This is a genomic window from Myxococcus sp. MH1, assembly GCF_059738865.1.
This window is the reverse complement of record NZ_AP026947.1, coordinates 1,989,580-2,010,092: the sequence shown is the minus strand read 5'-3', so window position 1 is coordinate 2,010,092 and position 20,513 is coordinate 1,989,580. Positions and strand designations below refer to the sequence as shown.

Annotated in this window: 20 protein-coding genes; 10 read left to right on the top strand and 10 right to left on the bottom strand. The window is 68.7% G+C overall.

What is annotated here, in order from left to right; all coding sequences use genetic code 11:
- Positions 1-5 precede the first annotated feature (5 nt).
- Genes gatA through AC6JA9_RS08210 form a run of 3 tightly spaced genes read right to left on the bottom strand, consistent with a single transcriptional unit; the run spans position 6 to position 2,136 of the window.
- Positions 6-1,472: an Asp-tRNA(Asn)/Glu-tRNA(Gln) amidotransferase subunit GatA gene (gene gatA / locus AC6JA9_RS08220; protein ID WP_223785728.1), complete on the bottom strand. Its 1,467-nt coding sequence runs from the start codon at positions 1,470-1,472 to the stop codon at positions 6-8.
- An 18-nt stretch (positions 1,473-1,490) separates the two neighbouring features.
- Positions 1,491-1,778, bottom strand: a complete 288-nt coding sequence (gene gatC, locus AC6JA9_RS08215; RefSeq protein WP_223747751.1) for an Asp-tRNA(Asn)/Glu-tRNA(Gln) amidotransferase subunit GatC — start codon at positions 1,776-1,778, stop codon at positions 1,491-1,493.
- Positions 1,779-1,806: 28 nt separating this feature from the next.
- Complete coding sequence (locus AC6JA9_RS08210; protein ID WP_141328100.1) at positions 1,807-2,136, bottom strand: TFIIB-type zinc ribbon-containing protein; 330 nt, start codon at positions 2,134-2,136, stop codon at positions 1,807-1,809.
- Positions 2,137-2,315: 179 nt separating this feature from the next.
- Between AC6JA9_RS08210 and AC6JA9_RS08205 the strand changes: the two genes are divergently transcribed.
- From AC6JA9_RS08205 to AC6JA9_RS08195, 3 genes are all read left to right on the top strand, one after another.
- Positions 2,316-5,414 (top strand): FtsK/SpoIIIE family DNA translocase, encoded by a 3,099-nt coding sequence (locus AC6JA9_RS08205; protein ID WP_223785729.1) that lies wholly within the window; start codon positions 2,316-2,318, stop codon positions 5,412-5,414.
- A 124-nt stretch (positions 5,415-5,538) separates the two neighbouring features.
- Positions 5,539-5,823, top strand: coding sequence for an antibiotic biosynthesis monooxygenase family protein (locus AC6JA9_RS08200; RefSeq protein ID WP_223747749.1), 285 nt, complete (start codon positions 5,539-5,541; stop codon positions 5,821-5,823).
- A 51-nt stretch (positions 5,824-5,874) separates the two neighbouring features.
- A complete protein-coding gene (locus tag AC6JA9_RS08195) occupies positions 5,875-7,113 on the top strand; it encodes a THUMP domain-containing class I SAM-dependent RNA methyltransferase (RefSeq protein WP_223747748.1) in 1,239 nt (412 codons plus the stop codon).
- Here the strand turns inward: AC6JA9_RS08195 and plsY are convergent.
- Positions 7,030-7,608, bottom strand: a complete 579-nt coding sequence (gene plsY, locus AC6JA9_RS08190) for a glycerol-3-phosphate 1-O-acyltransferase PlsY (protein ID WP_223785731.1) — start codon at positions 7,606-7,608, stop codon at positions 7,030-7,032. The genes AC6JA9_RS08195 and plsY overlap by 84 nt on opposite strands.
- Positions 7,609-7,617: 9 nt before the next feature.
- Positions 7,618-8,049 (bottom strand): DUF2752 domain-containing protein, encoded by a 432-nt coding sequence (locus tag AC6JA9_RS08185; protein ID WP_223747747.1) that lies wholly within the window; start codon positions 8,047-8,049, stop codon positions 7,618-7,620.
- A gap of 89 nt (positions 8,050-8,138) precedes the next feature.
- Between AC6JA9_RS08185 and AC6JA9_RS08180 the strand changes: the two genes are divergently transcribed.
- Positions 8,139-8,711 carry a DUF4920 domain-containing protein gene (locus AC6JA9_RS08180; RefSeq protein WP_267697690.1) on the top strand — a complete coding sequence of 191 codons (573 nt, stop codon included), beginning with the start codon at positions 8,139-8,141 and terminating at the stop codon, positions 8,709-8,711.
- A gap of 3 nt (positions 8,712-8,714) precedes the next feature.
- Positions 8,715-9,422, top strand: coding sequence for a hypothetical protein (locus AC6JA9_RS08175; RefSeq protein WP_223747746.1), 708 nt, complete (start codon positions 8,715-8,717; stop codon positions 9,420-9,422).
- Positions 9,423-9,840: 418 nt separating this feature from the next.
- Here AC6JA9_RS08175 and AC6JA9_RS08170 read toward each other — a convergent pair whose 3' ends face one another.
- The 4 genes from AC6JA9_RS08170 to AC6JA9_RS08155 all read right to left on the bottom strand — a co-directional run bounded on the left by AC6JA9_RS08170 (position 9,841) and on the right by AC6JA9_RS08155 (position 16,450).
- Positions 9,841-10,755 (bottom strand): hypothetical protein, encoded by a 915-nt coding sequence (locus AC6JA9_RS08170; protein WP_194869177.1) that lies wholly within the window; start codon positions 10,753-10,755, stop codon positions 9,841-9,843.
- A 94-nt stretch (positions 10,756-10,849) separates the two neighbouring features.
- Positions 10,850-12,394: a radical SAM protein gene (locus AC6JA9_RS08165; RefSeq protein ID WP_223746464.1), complete on the bottom strand. Its 1,545-nt coding sequence runs from the start codon at positions 12,392-12,394 to the stop codon at positions 10,850-10,852.
- A gap of 117 nt (positions 12,395-12,511) precedes the next feature.
- The gene (locus AC6JA9_RS08160) at positions 12,512-13,207 is read right to left on the bottom strand and encodes a hypothetical protein (protein ID WP_223746463.1); all 696 of its coding nucleotides are present in this window, start codon (positions 13,205-13,207) and stop codon (positions 12,512-12,514) included.
- A 36-nt stretch (positions 13,208-13,243) separates the two neighbouring features.
- Positions 13,244-16,450, bottom strand: coding sequence for a TonB-dependent receptor (locus tag AC6JA9_RS08155; RefSeq protein WP_223746462.1), 3,207 nt, complete (start codon positions 16,448-16,450; stop codon positions 13,244-13,246).
- Between the two features lie 231 nt (positions 16,451-16,681).
- Between AC6JA9_RS08155 and AC6JA9_RS08150 the strand changes: the two genes are divergently transcribed.
- The 5 genes from AC6JA9_RS08150 (at position 16,682) to AC6JA9_RS08130 (ending at position 19,929) form a co-directional block, all read left to right on the top strand.
- Positions 16,682-17,434, top strand: a complete 753-nt coding sequence (locus tag AC6JA9_RS08150; RefSeq protein ID WP_223746461.1) for an energy transducer TonB — start codon at positions 16,682-16,684, stop codon at positions 17,432-17,434.
- Between the two features lie 66 nt (positions 17,435-17,500).
- Positions 17,501-18,184 carry a MotA/TolQ/ExbB proton channel family protein gene (locus AC6JA9_RS08145; RefSeq protein WP_141325234.1) on the top strand — a complete coding sequence of 228 codons (684 nt, stop codon included), beginning with the start codon at positions 17,501-17,503 and terminating at the stop codon, positions 18,182-18,184.
- Between the two features lie 128 nt (positions 18,185-18,312).
- A complete protein-coding gene (locus AC6JA9_RS08140) occupies positions 18,313-18,726 on the top strand; it encodes an ExbD/TolR family protein (protein WP_223746460.1) in 414 nt (137 codons plus the stop codon).
- Entirely contained in the window at positions 18,726-19,226 is a 501-nt protein-coding gene (locus tag AC6JA9_RS08135; protein WP_408891648.1) for an ExbD/TolR family protein, read from the top strand. Before AC6JA9_RS08140 ends, AC6JA9_RS08135 begins: the two co-directional genes overlap by 1 nt.
- A 79-nt stretch (positions 19,227-19,305) precedes the next feature.
- Positions 19,306-19,929, top strand: coding sequence for a DUF2378 family protein (locus tag AC6JA9_RS08130; protein ID WP_074949874.1), 624 nt, complete (start codon positions 19,306-19,308; stop codon positions 19,927-19,929).
- On the opposite strand, the gene AC6JA9_RS08125 is transcribed toward AC6JA9_RS08130, so the two are convergent.
- Positions 19,830-20,402, bottom strand: a complete 573-nt coding sequence (locus tag AC6JA9_RS08125; RefSeq protein ID WP_223746459.1) for a hypothetical protein — start codon at positions 20,400-20,402, stop codon at positions 19,830-19,832. The two genes, AC6JA9_RS08130 and AC6JA9_RS08125, sit on opposite strands and share 100 nt — an antisense overlap.
- Between the last annotated feature and the right edge of the window lie 111 nt (positions 20,403-20,513).

The following is a 20,513-nucleotide window of genomic DNA, read 5'->3' as shown; positions in this document are numbered from 1 at the left end:
CGGCCCTACGCCGGGACAGGCGCGAGGCGGCGGAAGAAGTCGTGCTCACGCTCGAAGGCCCGAGCGATGCGCAGCAGCAGGGCCTCGTCGAAGGCCCGCCCCAGCACCTGCAGCCCCACCGGCAGCCCCGCCTTCGTGAAGCCGCAGGGCACCGACAGGCCAGGGATGCCCGCAAGGTTGCAGGGCAGCGTGTAGACGTCCATCAGGTACATGGACAGCGGGTCATCCACCTTCTCCCCCAGCTTGAACGGCGCCACGGGGGAGATGGGGGCCACCAGCGCGTCCACGTCCTTGAAGGCGCGCGTGAAGTCCTCGCGGATGAGCGTGCGGACCTTCTGCGCGCGCAGGTAGTAGGCGTCGTAGTAGCCGGCGGACAGCGCGTACGTGCCCAGCATGATGCGGCGCTTCACCTCCGGTCCGAAGCCCCGCTCGCGCGTCTGCGCGTACAGCTCCTTGAGCCCCCGCGCGTCTTTCGCGCGCAGCCCGTAGCGGATGCCGTCGTAGCGCGCCAGGTTGCTGGACGCCTCGGCGGGCGCGATGAGGTAGTACGTCGCCAGCGCGTACTGCGTATGCGGCAGCGACACGTCCACCAGCGTCGCACCCAGCCGCTCGTACTCGGCCAGCGCGGCGCGGACGGAAGCCTCCACCTCCGGGTCCATGCCTTCGGCGAAGTACTCGCGCGGCACGCCCAGCTTCAGCCCGCGCACCCCGCTCTCCAGCTCCGCCGAGTAGTCTGGCGTCTTCGCCGGCGCGCTCGTCGCGTCCAGCGGGTCGTGCCGCGCGATGACCTGCAGCAGCGCCGCCGCGTCCGACACCGTGCGCGTCATGGGCCCCGGCTGGTCCAGCGACGACGCATACGCGATGACGCCGTAGCGGGACACCCGCCCGTACGTGGGCTTGAGCCCCACCGTGTTGGTGAAGGCCGCGGGCTGACGGATGGAGCCGCCCGTGTCCGTGCCCAGCGCGCCGAACACCTCGCGCGCGGCCACCGCCGCCGCCGAGCCTCCCGAGGAGCCGCCCGGCGTACGCGTCACGTCCCAGGGGTTGTGCGTGGGGTGGTACGCGCTGGACTCGTTCGAGGAGCCCATCGCGAACTCGTCCAGGTTCAGCTTGCCGACCAGCGGCAGCCCCGCCTCCTTCAGGAGCCGCACCACCGTCGCGTCCAGCGGCGGCACGAAGCCCTCCAGCACGCGCGAGCCGGCGGTCGTCTCCACGCCCTCGGTGAGGAACAGGTCCTTGAGCCCCACCGGCACGCCGTCCAGCGGGCTCGCCGGGGTCCCCGCGCGCCTGCGGGCGTCACTCGCCTCCGCGGCCGCCAGCGCGCCCTGCTCGTCCACGCGCAGGAAGGCGCGAATCCTCGGGTCCACCTGTTGGATGCGCGCCAGGCACGCGCGGGTGGCCTCCACGGAGGACACCTCGCCCGCGTCCAGCTTCCGCGCGAGCTCCAGCATCGTCAGGTCCGTCAGCTGCATGACGTGGAACCCCTTCGGCTAGTCGATGATTTTCGGCACCGCGAAGGAGGTCCCCGACTTCGCCGGGGCGTTGGCCAGCACCTTCTCCGGCGGCAGGGAGGGCCGCGTCACGTCCTCGCGGAGCAGCGAGGCCGTGAGCGTGGCATGCGAGGTGGGCTCCACGTCCCCCACGTCCAGGGTCTGCAACTGCGCCACCGCGTCCAACACCGCCGACAGCTGCGTGGCCATGCGCTGCTCCTCTTCAGGAGTCAGCGCCAGCCGCGCCAGCGTGGCCACGTGTCGCACCTGCTCGAGCGTGAGGGCCATGCCCGCAGACCTCCCCGGGACCTCGGGTCTACTTCTTCTTGAAGAGGTTCAGGATGGCGCCCATCACCTTGCCGCCACCCTCGTGCCCGTGCTGCGCCACCATCTGGTCCAGCTCGCCGGCGTCCAGGAAGACTCCGCCGCAGTTGAAGCACGTCTCCAGCTCGACCTTGCCCTGCTTGAGCGTCTGCAGGTCCATGCCGCACTTGGGGCACTTCATCCAGTGGAGCTTCTTGAGCTCGTCGCGCTGGGCCTGGGCCGTGTCGGCGGCCTGCTGGAGCGCAAGCTTCCGCTTCTTCTCAATCTCCTCGCGGGCGAAGTACTCCTCCTCGCTCGAGGACGGCTTGTCGTTGTCTGCCATGGCGATGTACCTCCAGGAAATCGTGGCGGCACCATACCCCCTCTGGTGCAACGCGCAGCCGAAATGTAGGCCCCCTGTCCGGCAGCCGGAAAATTGACCGGACCCCCTCCCTCCCTACACTCGTCGCGGGCATTGCTACAGCCCGCTACGCGGCTGAGACGCGCAGAGGGAAGAAGGTCATGACGGCGAAGAAGGGTCGGGCGGAGAAGGCAGTGCTGTCCCGGCAGGAGATCGCGACGCGTCGCAAGGCGCTCGCGGACAAACGGCGCAAGGCGGGGGTCGACGGCGGCGACGGCACGACGGCCCGAGCCATCACCGGTGTCTTCCTGCTGGCGGCGTCCCTGCTGTCATTGTTGTCGGTGGCCACGTTCGACGCCCATGACCGGGTCGGACCGGGCTTCCGCAACGCGGTGGGCCCCATGGGCCACCTCATCGCGGAGACCCTGCGGGGGATGCTCGGCGTGTGCGCCTACCTGGCACCCGTCGGAGGCGTCTACGCCGCGATGGTGCTCTTCGTGGGCAGCCGCGAGCGCAAGCGCGGGCCGCAGATCGTCAGCCTCGTGCTGCTGACGGCGAGCGTGGCCGTGCTGGCGCAGCTCATCTTCGCCGGCGACAAGGGCTGGGCACACCCGCCCGGCGGCGCGCTGGGCGCGAGCCTGGGCGGCGTCATGGAGGGGCTGTTCTCCACCGTCGGCACCGTCATCCTCGTCACCGCCATCAGCGCCGCGGCGCTCATCGTCGGCACCCAGTACACGTTCTTCAAGCTGTGCTCGCTGGTGTGGGCCGGACTGTGCGTGCTGGGCCGCCGAGTCTCCGAGTCCGCCGAGGCCTTCTGGGAGCAGCAGAAGGTCGCGTACAAGGCCCGCCAGGAGCGCGCCGCCGAGGAGAAGCTCGAGGAGGCCGCATTCCTCGCGCAGATTGAAGCCGACGAGGAGGAGCTCGCCGAGGCCGAGCGCGCCGCCGAGGAGGCCGAGGCCGCCGAGGCGGAGGCCATGGCCGAGGAGGCCGTGCGCCTGGCCCGTCAGAACGAGAAGGAGCAGGCCGCCGCCGCGAAGCTGGCCCTCAAGGAGGCCCGCGAGAAGGAGAAGCTGGAGAAGCAGACGCGCAAGGCCCTGCCCCTGCCCGAGGACACGGACTCGCTGCCGCCCACGTCCTCCCCGCCGGTGGCCGCCGAGAAGCTGCTGCCGCGCATCGCGGAGAAGCGCCCCGCCCCTGGCGCGGACCCGGCCTGGGCCGCGTCCTTCCTGGCGCCCCAGCCCCACTCCGCGCCCCCCATCGTCCCCGAGGGCGTCGAGCCCCCGCGCGGCCGCCGCAAGACGCCGAACATCGTCACTGGCCCCGCCGCGCCCGTCGCCGCGCTGCCCGAGTCCACCGAGCCCGTGGCCCCGGCGCCCGCGCCCGTCATCTCCCTGCCCCAGCCTCCGCAGACCGCGGCGCCCCAGCCCGCGCCTGCCGCGTCCGCGCTGGCGCGCATGCCGCTCATCGTGGAGCCCAAGGCGCCGCCCAAGCCCACCGTCAAGAAGACCCAGGACCAGTTCGAGTTCGTGGGTGACCGCAAGAGCTTCTCGCTGCCGCCGCTCGACGTGCTCGAGTACGACAAGAAGGAGCGCTCGGAGCTGGACAAGGACGCGTTCCTGTCCACGGCGGAGAAGCTGCGCGCCAAGCTGGCCGACTTCGGCATCGTCGGCGAGGTCGTGGAGATCCGCCCCGGCCCCGTCGTCACCATGTACGAGTTCCTGCCGGGCCCCGGCATCAAGGTGAGCAAGATTGCCGCGCTCGCCGACGACCTGGCCATGGCGATGGAGGCGATGCGCGTTCGCATCGTCGCCCCCATCCCCGGCAAGGGCGTGGTGGGCATCGAGGTGCCGAACAAGGACCGTGAGACCGTCTATCTCAAGGAGATCGCCGAGCAGGACGCGTTCCTCAAGGGCCCCAGCAAGCTGACCATGTGCGTGGGCAAGGACATCGAGGGCATGCCGTACGTCTTCGACCTGGCCAAGGCGCCGCACCTGCTCATCGCCGGCACCACCGGCTCCGGCAAGTCGGTGGCCGTCAACTCGATGATCATGAGCATCCTCCTGAAGTCCACGCCGGAGGAGGTCCGCTTCATCATGGTGGACCCGAAGATGCTGGAGCTCTCCGTGTACGAGGGCATCCCGCACCTGCTGCTGCCCGTGGTGACGGACCCGAAGAAGGCGGCGCTCGCGCTGCGCTGGGCCGTGGAGGAGATGGAGCGCCGCTACCAGATGCTGTCCGAGGCGGGCGTGCGCAACATCGCCGGCTACAACAAGCTGGTGGAGAGCTCCGCCTCCGAGGTGAAGGAGGTGCTCGCCGCCGCGGAGCCTTCGCCCAAGAAGTCCAAGCCCAAGAAGGTCCTGGTGGTGGACCTGGAGGGTGGCGAGCCCAAGCCCGCGGCCCAGGCGTCGGACGGGCTGGGCGTGGCCGCGCCGCGCGAGGACATGGAGGACCTGCGCGAGGCGCTGGTGTCCTCCGAGGACGAGGCCGCCCCGGAAGTGCCCGAGGTGGAGGCCGAGCCCGAGGACGACGACGCGGGCGCGCCGCTGGACGCCGCGGCGGCCAAGCCGGAGAAGAAGGAGCTCAAGAAGCTGCCCTACATCGTGGTCATCATCGACGAGCTGGCGGACCTCATGATGGTCGCCAGCCGCGAGGTGGAGACGTACGTGGCGCGCCTGGCGCAGATGGCTCGCGCGGCCGGCATCCACCTGATGGTCGCGACGCAGCGTCCCTCCACGGACGTCGTCACCGGCATCATCAAGGCGAACTTCCCCACGCGCATCAGCTTCATGCTCCGCTCCAAGCCGGACTCCATGACGATTCTGGGCACGGTGGGCGCCGAGGCCCTGCTGGGCATGGGCGACATGCTCATCATGCCGCCCACGAGCGCGCACCTGCAGCGTGTGCACGGCGCCTTCGTGTCGGAGAACGAAATCAAGAAGGCGGTGGACCACCTCAAGGCCCAGGGCAAGCCCGTCTTCGACGAGTCCATCCTCAAGCCGCGCGACGAGGACGTGGAGTCCGGCGGCGAGGAGGACGAGCTGTCCGACGAGCTGTACGACCAGGCCCTCGCCACGGTCAGCGAGATGCGCGCCGTCTCCATCTCCATGCTCCAGCGCAAGATGCGCATCGGCTACAACCGCGCCGCGCGCATGATTGAGCGCATGGAGCGTGACGGAGTCGTCGGCGCCGCCGATGGCGCCAAGCCCCGCGAGGTGCTCATCCGAGGGGTGGGCGACATGCCGGGCGCGGGCGCGATGTAGTCCACCCGCGGCACACCGTTGTTCTCCCAGGGGGTGTCCGGCTTCGGTCCGGGCGCCCCCTGTCCGTTTCTCCTCCCCGCGCGGGCATCCCCAGCCCGCCCCGACGTGTTCCAGGTGAGTGCCCATGATTGTCGCCATCTCCCGCTTCCGCGCCGCGCCCGAGGACGCCGAGCGCCTGGTCGCCCGCTTCCAGGAGCGCGCGCGCAGGGTGGACGCGCACGAGGGGTTCCTGGGGCTGGAGGTGCTGCGCTCGTTCGAGCGCTCGCCGGAGCTGCTGCTGGTGACGCGCTGGCGGGACAAGGAGGCGATGCGGCGCTATTTCCAGTCGGAGGACTTCCGGAAGGCGAAGGAGGCCAGCGCCGAGCAGGAGGGGGCCACCTTCGCCATCTACGAGGTGGTGGGCACGTGAGGCGCGTATTGGATTCCCAAGCAGGCGCAGGTCGTCTATGGGCGGTGTCCCATGGCTGAACGCATCGCCCTATTCGCCACCACGACCCGAGGCACCGAGGACCTGCTCGCCGACGAGCTCAAGGAGCTCGGCGCGCGCCGCATCCGCCAGGACCGTGGCGGTGTGCGCTTCATGGCCTCGCTCGACGAGGCGCTGAAGGTCTGTCTCTGGTCCCGCATCGCCATGCGCGTGCTCTACCCGCTGGGCGCCTTCGAGGCCCGCGGCGCGCAGGGCCTGTACGACGCCGCCCGCGGGGTCGCCTGGGAGGAGCACCTGACGCCCACCACGACGTTCGCCGTGGACGCGACGCTGAAGGACAGCGAGCACAGCCACTCGGGCTTCGTCGCGCTGAAGGTGAAGGACGCCATCGTCGACCGCATGCGCGACGTGGTGGGCACGCGGCCGGACGTGGACACGAAGAACCCGGACGTGAGCGTGGTGGCGCACCTGTCGCGCGACACGCTGTCGCTCTCGTTGGATTTGTGCGGCGAGCCTCTGCACCGCCGGGGCTACCGCGTGCGGCCCACCGTGGCGCCCCTCAAGGAGACGCTGGCCGCCGCCATCCTGCGCGCCGCGCGCTACACGGGCGACGAGGCGCTGGTGGACCCGATGTGCGGCTCGGGCACGCTGCTGATTGAGGCGGGCATGATGGCCCGTCGGCGCGCGCCCGGCCTCAACCGCGACTTCGCCGTGGAGCGCTGGCCGGAGCTGGGGGCTCGAGCAAAGGAGCTGCTCGCGGACATGCGCGCGGATGCGCGGCGCGACGAGCGCAAGGTGGAGGTCCCCCTCTGGGGCTTCGACAAGGACCCGGAGGCCCTCGACGCCGCCCAGCGCAACGTGCGCGCGGCCCGGCTGTCCGAGGAGATCACCCTGGCCGAGGGCGACGCGACGAAGCTGCCGCCGCTGCCGGCCTCCAGTGGCCTCATCCTCACCAACCCGCCCTATGGAGACCGCATCGGCACGGGCGGACAGAAGGGCATGAAGAGCTTCTATTACAAGCTGGGCGAGTCCTTGCGCGTGCCCGGCTGGCGCGTCTGGGTCCTCAGCGGCAACCCCGCCTTCGAGAGCGCATTCCACGCGCGCCCCTCCGCGCGGCGCGACCTGATGAACGGCCCCATCGACTGCACGCTGCTCGGCTACCGGCCCTCGGGCGGCGGCGGCGAGGACTCAGAAGCGCCGCTCGGTGCGTCGCATGAGCCGGTGGATGTTGCTCCGGTGCGTCCACAGCATGAGGGCGAAGAGGACCGCTGAGAGGCCCGCGTACTCGGGCGCGCGGGCGGTGAGCGCGGACGTGCCCACCGCCGTCGCCCCCGCCGCGAGCGAGCCCAGCGAGCTGACGCGCCACACCGCGAAGATGGCGATGAAGACGAGCCCCGCGGCCAGCGCCGCCTGGGGCACGAGCACCAGCAACACGCCCAGCGCGGTGGCCACGCCCTTGCCACCGTGCAGCCTCAGCCACACCGGGAAGACATGGCCCAGCACGGCGGCGAGCGCCACCAGCACGTGCACCCCGGGCAGCTCCGGCACCAGCCGCATCGCGAGCGCCACCGGCAGCGCGCCCTTCACCGCGTCGAGCACCAACACCACCGCCCCCAGCTTCTTGCCCGCGACGCGGGTGACGTTGGTGGCGCCGATGTTGCCGCTGCCGCTCTGGCGCACGTCCACGCCGCGAAGCCACCGCGTCAGCAGGACACCGAAGGGGATGGAGCCGGCGAGGTAGCCCAGCAGGACGAGCGCGAGAGTCACGACCCCACGCTATAGCAGCAGGTGGGGGAAGCGCGTCTTCACCACCACGTAGGCGTAATTCACCAGGACGATGACGGGCATCACCACCTGGAACGCCTTCCACTCCCGAAGCGAGAGCTGGATTTCGGGGATGGGGACGGCGAACACCAGGTGCACCACCATGGCCACGGCCGCGAGCGCGAACAGCACGGCGGCGACGGTGCCCAGGGGGTTGGCCTCCCACGCGCCCACGAAGTTGAAGTGGGCCACGCGGTCCGCCACGCGGGTGAGGCCACAGCCGAGGCAGGGCCAGCCTGTCCGCTCGCGCAGCACGCAGCCCCAGAACGGGATGAGCTTCGCCACCGGGATGAAGCGGGCGACGAGCAGCCCCACGAGGCCGATGAGGCCCAGGTAGTCCACCGTGCCGAGCCGGCGGTTGCGAGGAGGGAGGAAGACCTTCATGGGCTGCGCGCCCCGGGGTGTGCGGGAGTCACACTCTAGTACGGGCGCCGCCTTGCCGGGGCAACGAGTTTTGACTAAGCGGGCAGGTCATGAACTCGCTCCGCACGTCCCTGATGCTGCTGGTCGCTGTTCCCCTGGTGGCCCTCGCTGGCGACAAGACGCCCGCCAAGGGAAAGACGGCTGACAAGGCCGCGGCCGCCGCCGACTGTCACCACCCGGCCGACAAGGCCGCGGCCGCGCCCAAGCCCGAGGCCGCGAAGGACGACAGCTGGAAGCTCACCCGTGGCGAGGCCCTCAAGGGCGCCTCCGAGGTGAAGCTCGCGGACCTGCTCTCCAAGCCCCAGGCCCACGACGGGAAGACGGTGCGGCTCGAGGGCACGGTGCGCAAGGCGTGTGAGAAGAAGGGCTGCTGGATGGAGCTCGCCCCCGAGGGCCAGGCCAAGGGCCCGGGCGTGCGCGTGACGTTCAAGGACTACGGCTTCTTCGTGCCGCTGGACTCGGCGGGCTCGCAGGCGCGCGTGGAGGGCGTGGTGAAGGTGGCCGAGCTGAGCGAAGGCCACGCGGCGCACTACGAGGCCGAGGGCGCCATCGTCCCGCGCGGCGCGGACGGCAAGCCGCGCGAGGTGCAGTTGGTGGCGACGGGCGTCGAGCTGCGCCGGTAACACATGGCGCGCAGCTTCAGCATGAAGGGTGTGCAGGGCGCCGCGGACCGCGCCGTCCAGCACGCGAGGGCGTGGTTGCTGGAGACGGAGCCGGGTTCGCGCGTGCACGACGTGCAGTCGGACCCGCGCTTCCAGCATCGGGGCGTGGACCTGCTGTGGGAGCTGCCCTCGGGCGAGGTGCGCGGCATCGAGGTGAAGGGGGACCGCAACGCCACCCGGAAGCGGTACTTCTTCGAGCTGGTGTCCAACCTGGAGAAGGACACCCCGGGCTGCTTCCTCTACAGCGGCGCGGACCTGCTCGTGTACGTGTTCCTCTCGCAGGGGGAGATGCACGTGTTGCCGCTGCGCGCAGCGCGCGACTGGTTCCTCCCGCGAGCGAAGGAGTACCCGCTCAAGCACGCCTTCACCCAGACGGGCGCCATCCGCTACACGACGGTGGGCGCGGTGGTCTCCACGCGAGACGTGGTCGAGGGCGTGCCCAACGTGCTCAAGATTCCCCTGAGGCGCTCGACGCCGCTGAGAGCCCAGGAGGAGTCCACGACGCCCGAGGCTCCGGGCGCGGCGGCCATGCCCACGAAGCAGGGCGAGCTCGAGGACGTGGCCCCGGTGAAGACCGCCCAGGAGGACGCGAAGCCCGCGCCGAAGAAGCGGGCGCGGCGCCGCAAGTCCACGGACGCTTCCGAGAGCAGCGGCCCGGGCACGTCGGAGTGACGGGGCGCTCACGAGCCCATCGCTGACCTGTCAGCGCGTCCTTCTTCGAGCCCTCGCGCCGTGGTGTCAGCGAACTCACGGCCTGTGACGGCAACGAGCGTCGCGGGGTGACGCTGCTCGTATGCAGCCTCGAGACAGGGACCTGGCCCTCAAGCCCACGCGCCAGGCAGGTAGAGGCCTCACGCCCTGGTGGCGACGAGGGTTTCAGGATGACCGCAGTCGTACGCGGCCCTGAGCCCGTGACTCGGGCTCTTCGTCACGGCCCATCAAGCCCCTGCGCCAGGCCGGATGAAGACTCACGACATGGCGAGGCGACAAGGGTTTCAGGATGACCGCGGTCATGCTCTGCCTCAAGACATCCACTCGGGCACGGCGTCGTGGACCCGAGGTCCGCGCGCCGTGCCGGAGGTCCTGCTCACTACCTGTGACGGTGACGGTTGTGACCGGGGTGGATGCGGTCGTGCTCGGACTCGAGCCGCTCGGCGATGCGCATCAGGTCCAGCAGGGCCACGCGGTCGTTCTGCGCCTTGTAGATGTGCTCCAGGCGCGGCATGAGGTCCAACGCGAGGTGCAGGTCCTTGTTCTCCTCCGCCCACGCCAGCAGCGTCCGGGCGGCCGTGGCGGCCACGCCGTGCGTCTGGAGGTGGATGAGGCCGTCGACGGCCAGGATGCGAGCAATCGGAGAGCGGCTCGTGTCCTCGGACAGCTTGACCAGGTCCGTCGCCGCCTCGTCCTTCTCGCCCTTCGCCGCGCGCACCATCGCGCGCGAGATGCCCTTGCGGTCCGGCAGGAAGAACTCCTCCATCTCCGCGAAGGACTCCGCGTGATTCACGTGGCCCGAGCGCGCGAGCAGCTCCGCGAGGCGGTCGAACAGCTCCGCGTCCTTCTCGGAGAACGGCGCCAGCGCCTCCTGCATGAAGCGCTCCTGGGGCAGGCCCTTGTCATCCACGGGCAGCCGCGCGCGCAGGCTGGTCATCCGCTCGAAGGCCGCGCTCACCGGCGCATCCGTCTTGCCGTTGAGCAGCTCCAGCAGCGACTTCATGAGCGACGCCAGCGTGTCCGTCATCTCATGCGGCGCCACGCGGTCCGGCAGCCAGCGGCGCCACAGCTCCACGGGAGCGGCGACGACGAAATCCTTGAAGGGCCCGGTGCCCTTCCACTTCGACTTCCACTGCTGGGCGATGCCCAACGGGAAGGTCGACTCCGACAGCTTCCGGAAGTCCTCCTCCGTCACCGGGATGCCGTAGTGGCCGAGCGTCCCGAGCAGGGCCTCCGTCGAGAACTCCTTGAGACCCTTCTGCTGCCAAGCCTTGTCCACGCGCTGCGTGCTCACCTGGTTCTCCGCTGCCCCTGGGCGCCGGCCATCGGCGCATGCGGTCTTCTAGCGGAACCCGGGCCCACAATGCATGGCCCTCGTACGCCCGCCGTCACGCGGCCGACGGCGCGGGCGCCACCTTCGGAACAGTGGGCCAGAGGGTGGGATTGCGCCGCCCATCCTCCACCCGACGCGCGAGATAGGGCTCACAGCCCCTCGCCTCGAAGGCCTTCTTCCACGCGGAGAAGCCGCCGCCCGCCCGCCAGGCATCCATCGCCGCCAGCCCACCCTCGGGACCACACTGGGCCAGCATGTACTCCACCCAGGCCCAGCGTGCGGACGTGGGACGCACCTCCGCGCGTCCCCGCAGGCCCTTGCGCAGCCGCTCCAGCCGGTTCTCCACCTCGCGGATGCCCGCGAAGGGCGCGCCGTCCAGCGGCGTGTTCCGCTTGGCCACGAAGGGTGCCACGCCCAGCGCCACGGGGAGGATGCGCGACAGCTCCGCCGTGAAGCGGATCAACTCGTCGATGTCCGTCTCGTCCTCGAACGGAAGGCCCACGACGTTGTACACCTTGAGCTGCTTCATGCCGGCGGTCCGGGCATACCCGGCCGCGCGCACAATCTGTTCCTCGGAGTGCTTGCGGTCCACCATGTCCCGCATCCGCTGCGAGGCCCCGTCCGCCGCCACCGTCAGGTTCGTCGCCCCGCCCCGGCGGAGTTGATCCACCAGCTCCTGCGTCAGTCGATCCGCCCGGAGCGACGACACGCCCACCTCGCGCCCCGAGTCCACGAGGGTGCGCAGCAGCTCGACGATGCGCGGGTGGTCCGTCACCGCCGCGCCCACCAGGCCCACCCTCTTGGCGTTCTCCGGGATGAGCGACAGCACCCGCTCGGGCGGCACCGTCCGCATGCCCCCATTGGTGGTGCGCCGCATGACGCAGTAATGGCACCCGCGAGAGCAGCCGCGCTCCGGCTCGATGAGGAACATCGAGCGCAGCTCCGTGTGCGGCGTGATGATCTGCGAGCGGGCGGGCAACCGCGAGTCCGTCGCCCGGGCCACGTGGTAGCGCGCCCCTCCCCTGCCCGGCACCCGGAAGCCGGGGATGCGCGCCAGATGATCCAACAGCGCCTCGCGCTCCATGGATGCCGCGGCCTCCACCAGGACGTGGATCAGCTCCTCGGACTCGCCCTGGACGAGCACGTCGACAAAGGGCTCCAGCGGATCCGGATTGGAGAACGTCAGCGGTCCACCGGCGACCACCAGCGGATGGCGACCATCCCGGCGCTCCTCCGCCAGCACGGGCAGCCCGGCGAGCTCCAGCAGCGAGAAGAACCCCGTCAGCTCCAGCTCGTACGCCACCGAGAACGCCAGCATTTGGAAGCTGGAGACCGGGGCCTGGGACTCCCAGGTGAACAGCGGCGTGCGCGTCTTCTTGAAGGCCTCCACGTCATCCGGGAGGAACACACGCTCGGCGGTGGCACCGGGGTGCTGGTGGATTTCCCGGTAGATGGCCTGGAAGCCCAGCGAGCTCATGCCCACGTGGTAGGGGCTCGGGTAGCAGAGCGCCACGCGGAAGGGCGCGTCCTTGTAGAGGGTGCCCTCTTCGTCGTCCAGCAGCGAGCGGACGTGGTGGATGAGTGAGTAACGGCCCTCCATGTGCCTCCAGTGGGTACTGCCTTCAAACACCGCGGCCCCGACAATCCACTCCCTGAGGAGGGCTGCCGGGGCCGCGAGGCGCCACCCAGGCGGGTGGCGCTGTTCAGCGATGGACGACTACTTGAACGACGGGACCGGCTTCGACGGCACGCAGATCGCCGTCGTCGCGCTCACCTGGAGGCACTCCGTGGCGAAGTCCGGGTTCAGGTTCGCGTTGGTCGCGCACGAGGTGGCATCGGACGGGTCGCAGGCGACCGCCGGCCACATCGAACGGATGGCGTAGTTCGAGGTGCACCCATTGCGCGTGTACTTCACCTGGCCACGCAGCTGCGTACCCGGCGTCGACGGCGCCGCGTACACCTGGATGTTGCTGAACTCGTAGCTGATGGTCGTCGCCGGAAGCGTCTGGGTGGCCGCGGCGTTGACCGAGGCAACCGAGAGCGTCTCCGCCGTGCAGAACTCATCCGCGTCCGGCTCGGTGTCGAACCGGCCCAGCGCCGTCTGATCCGTCGTGGGGCCCGGGTCGCGGTTCGCGATGGACGCCACGCCCTGCGGACGCAGGGTGAGCAGCGAGTTGCTCAGGTCATCCGGATCGCTGAACTTGTAGACGCCCACCAGCTCACCGACGGGAGCCCGCAGTTCACAACCCACGCCATTGGCATCGACAGGGTCGTCGATGGGGTCATACCGGGTCGCCCAGCTCGCGCTGTCCTGCACGAAGCAGGGAGCCTCGGGCTGGTCGAAGTTGCAACCCGTCAGCAGACCCGCCGTGCCAACAAGGACCATTGCCGCATTGAAGATGTTCTTGGTCATGTGACTTGAAATCCTGGTTCCGTGAATGGCCAGTGACTAGAACGTGTACCGGACACCAAGGCGCATCTGGCGCGGCGGCTGGTAGCTGGTCGGGTTCTTGAAGTTGGGGTTGACGTCGTTCTCGACCGTGCCGAACGGCTCGTCGCGCTCCTCGCCGGCCTGCCACTGGACGTTGCCAGGGAGGTCGGACGGCTTGCCGCCCGCGATGGGCTGCACGGAGAGCAGGGTGTACGTCTGGTCGACCGTGCTCACGCCCTGGAAGTTGAACAGGTTGAACACGTCCAGGGTGACGGAGATGACGCTGTCCTTGCTGACGCGGTAGTTGACGCCGATGTTGGAGTCAATGACGTTCAGCCAGGGCGTACGACCACCCGCGCCACGGGGGAGGACGAAGGACTCGTCCGGACCGTAGAGCGAGTGCGCGCCGAAGTAGTTGATCGGCGAGCCGGAGTTGCCGCGGTAGGACAGACCCAGGCTGGCGGACAGCTCGTTCGTGAAGTTGAACTCCTTCGCGCCGAACACCTTGATCTGGTGCGTACGGTCGAACGGCAGCGGACCCGTGCGGTTGGCCAGGAGGCTGACGAGGTCGAAGTCCGACAGGATGTTCGGGTCGAGCTGCGCGGTCTCCGGGCGGAACAGACCGGGGTAGTTACCGTTCAGGCGGGACCAGGTGTAGTTCGCCGCGGCGAGCCAGCCATCCGAGAACGTACGGTTCAGGTAGACCGTCACGTTGTCGTAGTTACGCTCCGGCTTCGGGAACTCCTTGGCGAAGCCGCTGCCCGGGTTGCCGAGGAAGTACGACGCACCGTCATCGCGGCTCATGTCCTCGATGACCATGTTCATGTTGCGGTGCGTGTAGCTGGCGCCCACGCGGGTGTTGGCGATGAGCTCGTACTCAGCGCCGACCACCAGCTCGTTGGACGACTGCGGCTTGATGTCCGGGTCGATCGGCTCGTTCTCGACCTTGCCACCCGTGTAGAGGCGGTTCGGGTTGCGGTTGCTCTCGGGCTGCGCGAGCACGTAGGCCGGGTCACGGCACTCCGTCTGCTGGCTCTGGCGGTCCGTGGGGTTGCAGCCCGCCTGCGTGTCCGACGCGAGCGCGCGGCGGGCCTCGTAGCGACGCTCACCCGGGAACGCGCGGTCGAGCATGTTCAGGGGAACCTGCTCGTAGTAGCGAGCGAAGTTCACGAAGAACTTGGTGCGGCCGTTGGCGAACGGGTCGACGATGGCGCCGAGGCGGGGCGACCACTGGTTGCCCATGATGAGCGCCAGCTCGCCGTCGCCGCCGTACATCGCCTGCACGTCGTAGCGCACGCCGAGGTTGAGCGTGACGCGGTTGGCGATGGACCAGGAGTCCTGCAGGAAGCCACCGACCGTGGTGCTGGTGGTCTTCGACTGCTGGGTCAGCTGGGTGATGGGGCTGTCGGGCGAGGCCTGGTAGCCGTAGCGACGGTAGTCCTGCACCGCGCCGCCGGAGTAGGGCTGGCCGTTGAGCGTCGCGCCCGCATACGGAGCGGACTCACGGAAGTACACGCCACCGCCGTACGCCTTGAGCTGGTCGTAGGACAGGAACTCCGCGTCCGCACCGGCCTTCAGCACGTGGGTGCCGAGCGCGTTGAGCAGGTAGGTGGCCTTCGCGTTGAACTGGTAGCGATCCAGCTTCGAGTCGTTCATGTAGCCCGGGCCACCGACCGTGTAGCCGATGACGGGGCAGCGCTCGACAACGACGGGATTGCCGTCCTCATCGACCGTCTCGAACGGGGCGCAGGCGCCCTCCTGCCCGGCGGGCAGGGCCTCGAGGTCCGCCAGGGAGCGCTGGCTGGTGTACTGGAAGCGGGAGTAGCCCGCGAGGCCCTCGGAGGAGCCCAGCTTGCTGCCGTCCGCCGGCAGGGTGGACGCCGTCTGGTGGAACCAGCCGGCCGTCGCGTCGACGAGGACCTTCTTGTCCATGAACGCGCCGCCGTACTTCAGGGCGACGGACGTGGCGTTCGCGTTCGTCTCCGTGAAGGCGAAGTCGCCCGGACGGGAGAAGATCGCGCCCGGCAGACCACCGGACTGCGGGTTGATGGACAGCTTGCCCATGCCACCCGTGGTCGTCGGCGTGCCGTTGAGGGCGAGCGAGACCGTGTGGTCCTGGTTGATGAGGTAGGTCAACTTACCCATGTACTGCACGGTCCGGGAGTCAGCGTAGTACTGACGATCCGAGCCCGCGATGGGGTCGACGACCGTGAAGCCCGTGTCGTCCGTGACCGTGTTGCCCTGCGCATCCAGGCGGATGGCGTTGAGCGTGCGGGTGTGCTGGTAGCGCGTGAAGGACGGCGCGAAACCGGCGAAGAACCACAGCTTGTCCTTGAGGATCGGACCACCGAGGGTGGCGCCGAAGTCGCCCATGTTCTTCAGCTCGTTGAGGCCGCTGATGACCGAGCCTTCCGACCGGATCGTCTTGCGGGTACCCTCGAACGTGCCAGGCGTCCAGTTGGCGAACACGGAGCCGTGGAACTCGTTGGAGCCCGACCGGGTCACCGCGTTGATGACGCCGCCCGTGGAGCGACCGAACTCCGGCAGGTAGCCGCCGGTGATGATGTTCACGTCCTGCACGAACTCGATGCTCATCGGGCTCGCGTTCACGCCGTAGGCCGGGTCGTTCGTGGACAGACCGTCCACCACGTAGCCGTTCTCAGGCGAGGTCGCGCCGTTGATGGAGACACCGTACTGGTCGTTCTGGGCGCCAGGCGCCAGCTCGGCCAGGGACTCGAAGGAGCGAGCCGCGCCGCTCTTGCCACCCGGACGGGCGACCGCGATGCGCTTGATGAACTCCTGATCCACGTTGACGCCCGTGGTCGTGGAGCCCACGTCGATGGTCGGCGGGGCGCCGACGATCTCCACCACCTCACCGAGGGACTCGGGGAGCAGCTCGACGTTGACGCGGATGGTGCGGTTCAGACGCAGCTGCACGTCCGACCGGGCGTAGGGCTTGAACTGCTCCTTCTCGAACCGCAGGGTGTAAACACCAGGCGGAAGCTGGGGAATACGGTAGTTGCCCTGTGCGTCGGAAACCACGGTCTGCTCACCCTGAAGGTTGGGCGAGGTCGCGGTTACCACCACGTCAGGAACAGGCTGCCGACTCTGAGCGTCGATGATCGTTCCGATCATCGTGCTCGACTGCGCGAAAGCCGCCGATCCATAAAGCAGACCTGCGGCCAGGACAACTCCGGTTTCCCGGAGCACTCGGTTCAAGTGCATACCAGACCCCTCCAAGGTGGGCTGCAACCGAAAATGACTGGGGAAAATATCCGAGGTCGAGCAGTTGTCAATAGACCGTTGCTTTTTGGTAACCAGTGGGGCAATTGCGCGATCACGTCAGTTACCCTTGACCGTGCTCACTTGAACCCGGAACGCGTTTCTGTATGGTGGCGCGCCCTTTCAGCCGGGGGTGGCGTGGTGGGTGTCCACTGGTGAAGAGGAGTCTAGTACATGTTTGATTCAGTCCTTGACCGCGGTCAGGCGCCCAAAGCGCGGTTCGGTGTGGGAACCACCATCTCGGTGATCCTGCATGTGGCGCTGTTCGTGGTGGCCTACGTTCTTTCGACGAGGCCTCCGGTCGAGGAGGAGAAGGAGATCGAGGTGACGCTGAAGGCCACCATGGCCCCGCCGCCTCCTCCGCCGCCGCCCCCTCCCCCGGCGGCGACCTCCAAGCCGAAGACGACCCCGAAGAAGCCCAAGAAGCCCGACGCCATCGTCCAGCCCAAGGAGATCCCGAAAGAGGTCCCCAAGGAGGTCGAGCCGACCGAGCAGCCGGAAGAGGCCGCCGAGGAGCCCAGTGAAGAGGCGGTCGAGGGCGGTGTCGAGGGTGGCGTGGCCGGTGGTGTCGTGGGCGGCGTCGTCGGTGGTGTGATCGGCGGCGTGGTCGGTGGACAGCTGGGTGGGACGGGCACGGAAGTGCTGCCGTTCGGTGCGGGCATGACCCGTCCGGAGAAGGTCTCGGGTCCGCAGCCCGAGTACACCCGCGAGGCGCTCGAGTCTCGCGTGCAGGGCACGATGATCGTCAAGTGCGTCATCACCGTGGAAGGCCGTGTGGAGCGCTGCCGAATCATCAAGCCCCTGCCCCACATGGAACAGGCCGTCATGGACGCCCTGACGTCGTCACGTTACAAGCCCGTCACGTTCCAGGGCCGTCCGGTCCAGGTGGATTACACCTTCACCCTGAATCTGAAGCTGCCGCGCTGATCCGGGCGCGCCGTAGAGAAGCACCGCCGACCACCCCGCGCTCGTGAGGAGGAGCGCTCCAAAGCCATGCAATTCACTCTCGTCGAAATCTGGGCACACACGGGCCTCTTCGCCCGTATGATCATCTTCACCCTGGCCATCATGTCGGTGGCGTCCCTGGTCGTGATGGCGGAGCGGATGATCGTCTTCCGCAAGACCCGGTCCGACAGCCGCAACTTCGCGGCCAAGATGGGTGCCATCCTGGCAAAGGGTGACCTGACCACCGCGGCCAACACGAACCTGGGCAAGGACGTGGGCCACCTGGGCCGGGTGATCAACTCCGGTCTGACGGCCTACCGCATCAGCCCCAACAATAAGGACGTGGCGGTGGAGTCCGTGGCCCGCGCGCTCGAGCGCCAGGCGCAGCGCGAGGTGCAGAGCATGAAGCGCGGCCTGGGCCTCCTGGCCACGGTCGGCTCGACGGCCCCCTTCGTCGGTCTGCTCGGCACGACGATGGGTATCGTCAACGCCTTCCAGCTCATGGCGGCGGCCGGCTCCGGCGGTCTGGGCACCATCTCGGCCGGTATCGCCGAGGCGCTCATCACCACGGCCTTCGGTCTGCTCGTGGCGATCCCCGCCGTGATGGCCTACAACTTCCTGCAGGGCTGGGTGGATGCTCGCGCGGTGGACATCAGCGAGTCCTCCAACGAGTTCCTCGACGTCGTGGCCCGCCACCTGGGCGGCGGCGCGCAGTCCTCGCACGCGGCCTGAGCAGTCACCGGCGAGCCCGGGGACGACCCGAGGCCCGCCTCCTGACGTGAACGCGGCTCCTGAACCTCGGGGCCCGCGACGCCACCTTGGGAAGGCGGGCTTCCACCATCCGGAAGCAGGTTAAACGCATGGGAATGTCAGCAGGCCCCAAGGGGGGCATCAAGAGCGACATCAACGTCACGCCGCTGGTGGACGTGGTGCTGGTGCTCCTCATCATCTTCATGGTCGTCACCCCCATGCTCCAGCGCGGCAAGTCCGTGGAGCTGCCCAAGGCCACCGAGATCGAAAAAGAGAAGGGCAAGGACTCGGACCCTCTCTACGTCTCCATCACCCCGGACAAGAAGGTGTTCGTGGAGAATGATCAGGTGGACGAGCAGGCCCTCCAGGACCGCATCGCGGAGGAGCTGGTGAAGGACCCGGGCAAGAAGATCCTGCTCAAGGGTGACAACACGGTGAACGTGGGCGACGTGCGCAAGGTGCTCGACGTGGCCCGCAAGGCCAAGGCGAAGCAGATCGCGCTCGGCGTCGAGGAGAAGAAGTAATGGCCGGCCACAAGCAGCGCCAGTGGGTGAAGCCGCAGTCGGCGCCCAACTCGGAGATCAACGTCACGCCGCTGGTGGACGTGGTGCTGGTGCTCCTCATCATCTTCATGGTCGTCACGCCCCTCCTGGAGAAGGACATCCTGGTGCGCGTGCCGGACACGGAGGTGGAGAACGAGCCTCCTCCCGAGAATCCAGACAACCAGCAGCTGGTGGTCCTGCTGGACAAGGACGGCAGCTACTCCATCAACACGGAGAAGGTGCCCGCGTCGGACTACGTCAACCGGCTCAAGCGCATGCTGGCGGCGAAGAAGGCGGACGAGAAGGTCGTCTTCTTCATGGCGGACGACGCGACCAACTACGGGCGGCTCATCGCGGCCCTGGACGGCGCGAAGGCGGCCGGCGCGAAGGTGCTTGGCATGGCGACGGAGCTGCCGTCGAACGCCATCATCCAGGGCACGCAGGTGGACACGGGCACCCCGGCGCCCGCTCCCACGCCCTGACATGTCCCTCCCGGAGCCTACGCTCCGGGTTGGAGTCGCGGTTCACAATCAGAAGCTCGTCGGCTAGAGTCCACTCCTCATGGCCGACGAGCTTCTCGTCTTTGAACAGACCATCGAAGCCCTCTTCCTGCGCGCGCTGCACGGGCGGCTGACGCCTGCCTGCAAGCAGCGCCTGAAGCAGGCGGGGCTCGACGTGGACCAGAAGCTGCGTCCCGCCTACTCCTTCACGTCCTGGATGGCGTTCCTACGCATCGCCGCGGAGGAGCTGTTCCCCCAGGAGGCCGTCGCCCAGGGGACCTGGAAGCTCGGTGAGGCTTATATCGAGGGCTTCCGCGAGACGATGCTCGGCCGCGCGGTGCTGTCGCTGCTGCGGGTGCTGGGGCCTCGCCGGACGCTGATGCGGGCCACGCAGAACTTCCGGGCGGGCAACAACTACACCGAGTCGAAGCTGGTGGAGCTCACGCCCACCCAGTTCGAGCTGTGGATGAACGAGGTGGGCGACTACCCGGACTTCACGGCGGGCATCATCCACGCCGGCCTGCGAGTGGCCGGCGCCCAGGAGGTGCGCGTGGAGCCGTCAGGCTACGACGGCCACGCCTGCACCTATCGCATCAGCTGGAAGGAAGCCTCGGTCTCCTCGGGCGTGGCCGGCAGCGGCGACTCCAAGGCAGCCATGAGGTCCGGGTCCATCAGTTCCCTGTAGATGAACTCGGCGATGAGGCCGGTCACCATCCAGATGGGCAGGATGTAGAGCGACGTCATCTGCCCCATGATGGCGCCCGCGTCGCCGTAGTACCAGATGCGGTAGCCGGTGAGCCGCTCCAGGACCAGGCCGCTGAAGCCCTCGAACAGCAGGATGCCCACGCCATAGACGGCGGCCCGGAGGCTGGCGTGCTGGTAGAGCATCCAGCGGAAGACGGGCTCCACGAAGAAGAAGCAGGCGATGGCGTAGATGAAGAACATCCACAGCGAACACTGCCCGTAGGCGGTGACGGCGGGGGTGTCCCAGATGGCGTTGAGCCCCAGGCGGTCATCCACCCGCCACTGGAACTGGAAGAGCGAGCCGAGGACGGGCACGTCCCGGGATACGCGCACCAGGTTGTAGAAGAAGATCTCCGAGCTGATGCCCACCATGCCGTAGAGGCAGAAGCGGAACATCGCGAAGGCGACCTTCATCCGCTGACCCCGCTTCATGTCTGCCCGGCGGATACGGACCGGACGACGCCGCTGAATCTCCTGCGACCCCATTTGCGTCATTCCCCCTGCGTTCCCCAACTCCCTGCCAAG

Coding starts and splice junctions, on each gene's coding strand:
- gatA (WP_223785728.1), bottom strand. CDS start 1,472: ATGCAGCTGACGGACCTGACGATGCTGGAGCTCGCGCGGAAGCTGGAC.
- gatC (WP_223747751.1), bottom strand. CDS start 1,778: ATGGCCCTCACGCTCGAGCAGGTGCGACACGTGGCCACGCTGGCGCGG.
- AC6JA9_RS08210 (WP_141328100.1), bottom strand. CDS start 2,136: ATGGCAGACAACGACAAGCCGTCCTCGAGCGAGGAGGAGTACTTCGCC.
- AC6JA9_RS08205 (WP_223785729.1), top strand. CDS start 2,316: ATGACGGCGAAGAAGGGTCGGGCGGAGAAGGCAGTGCTGTCCCGGCAG.
- AC6JA9_RS08200 (WP_223747749.1), top strand. CDS start 5,539: ATGATTGTCGCCATCTCCCGCTTCCGCGCCGCGCCCGAGGACGCCGAG.
- AC6JA9_RS08195 (WP_223747748.1), top strand. CDS start 5,875: ATGGCTGAACGCATCGCCCTATTCGCCACCACGACCCGAGGCACCGAG.
- AC6JA9_RS08185 (WP_223747747.1), bottom strand. CDS start 8,049: ATGAAGGTCTTCCTCCCTCCTCGCAACCGCCGGCTCGGCACGGTGGAC.
- AC6JA9_RS08180 (WP_267697690.1), top strand. CDS start 8,139: ATGAACTCGCTCCGCACGTCCCTGATGCTGCTGGTCGCTGTTCCCCTG.
- AC6JA9_RS08175 (WP_223747746.1), top strand. CDS start 8,715: ATGGCGCGCAGCTTCAGCATGAAGGGTGTGCAGGGCGCCGCGGACCGC.
- AC6JA9_RS08165 (WP_223746464.1), bottom strand. CDS start 12,394: ATGGAGGGCCGTTACTCACTCATCCACCACGTCCGCTCGCTGCTGGAC.
- AC6JA9_RS08160 (WP_223746463.1), bottom strand. CDS start 13,207: ATGACCAAGAACATCTTCAATGCGGCAATGGTCCTTGTTGGCACGGCG.
- AC6JA9_RS08155 (WP_223746462.1), bottom strand. CDS start 16,450: ATGCACTTGAACCGAGTGCTCCGGGAAACCGGAGTTGTCCTGGCCGCA.
- AC6JA9_RS08150 (WP_223746461.1), top strand. CDS start 16,682: ATGTTTGATTCAGTCCTTGACCGCGGTCAGGCGCCCAAAGCGCGGTTC.
- AC6JA9_RS08145 (WP_141325234.1), top strand. CDS start 17,501: ATGCAATTCACTCTCGTCGAAATCTGGGCACACACGGGCCTCTTCGCC.
- AC6JA9_RS08140 (WP_223746460.1), top strand. CDS start 18,313: ATGGGAATGTCAGCAGGCCCCAAGGGGGGCATCAAGAGCGACATCAAC.
- AC6JA9_RS08135 (WP_408891648.1), top strand. CDS start 18,726: ATGGCCGGCCACAAGCAGCGCCAGTGGGTGAAGCCGCAGTCGGCGCCC.
- AC6JA9_RS08130 (WP_074949874.1), top strand. CDS start 19,306: ATGGCCGACGAGCTTCTCGTCTTTGAACAGACCATCGAAGCCCTCTTC.
- AC6JA9_RS08125 (WP_223746459.1), bottom strand. CDS start 20,402: ATGAAGGTCGCCTTCGCGATGTTCCGCTTCTGCCTCTACGGCATGGTG.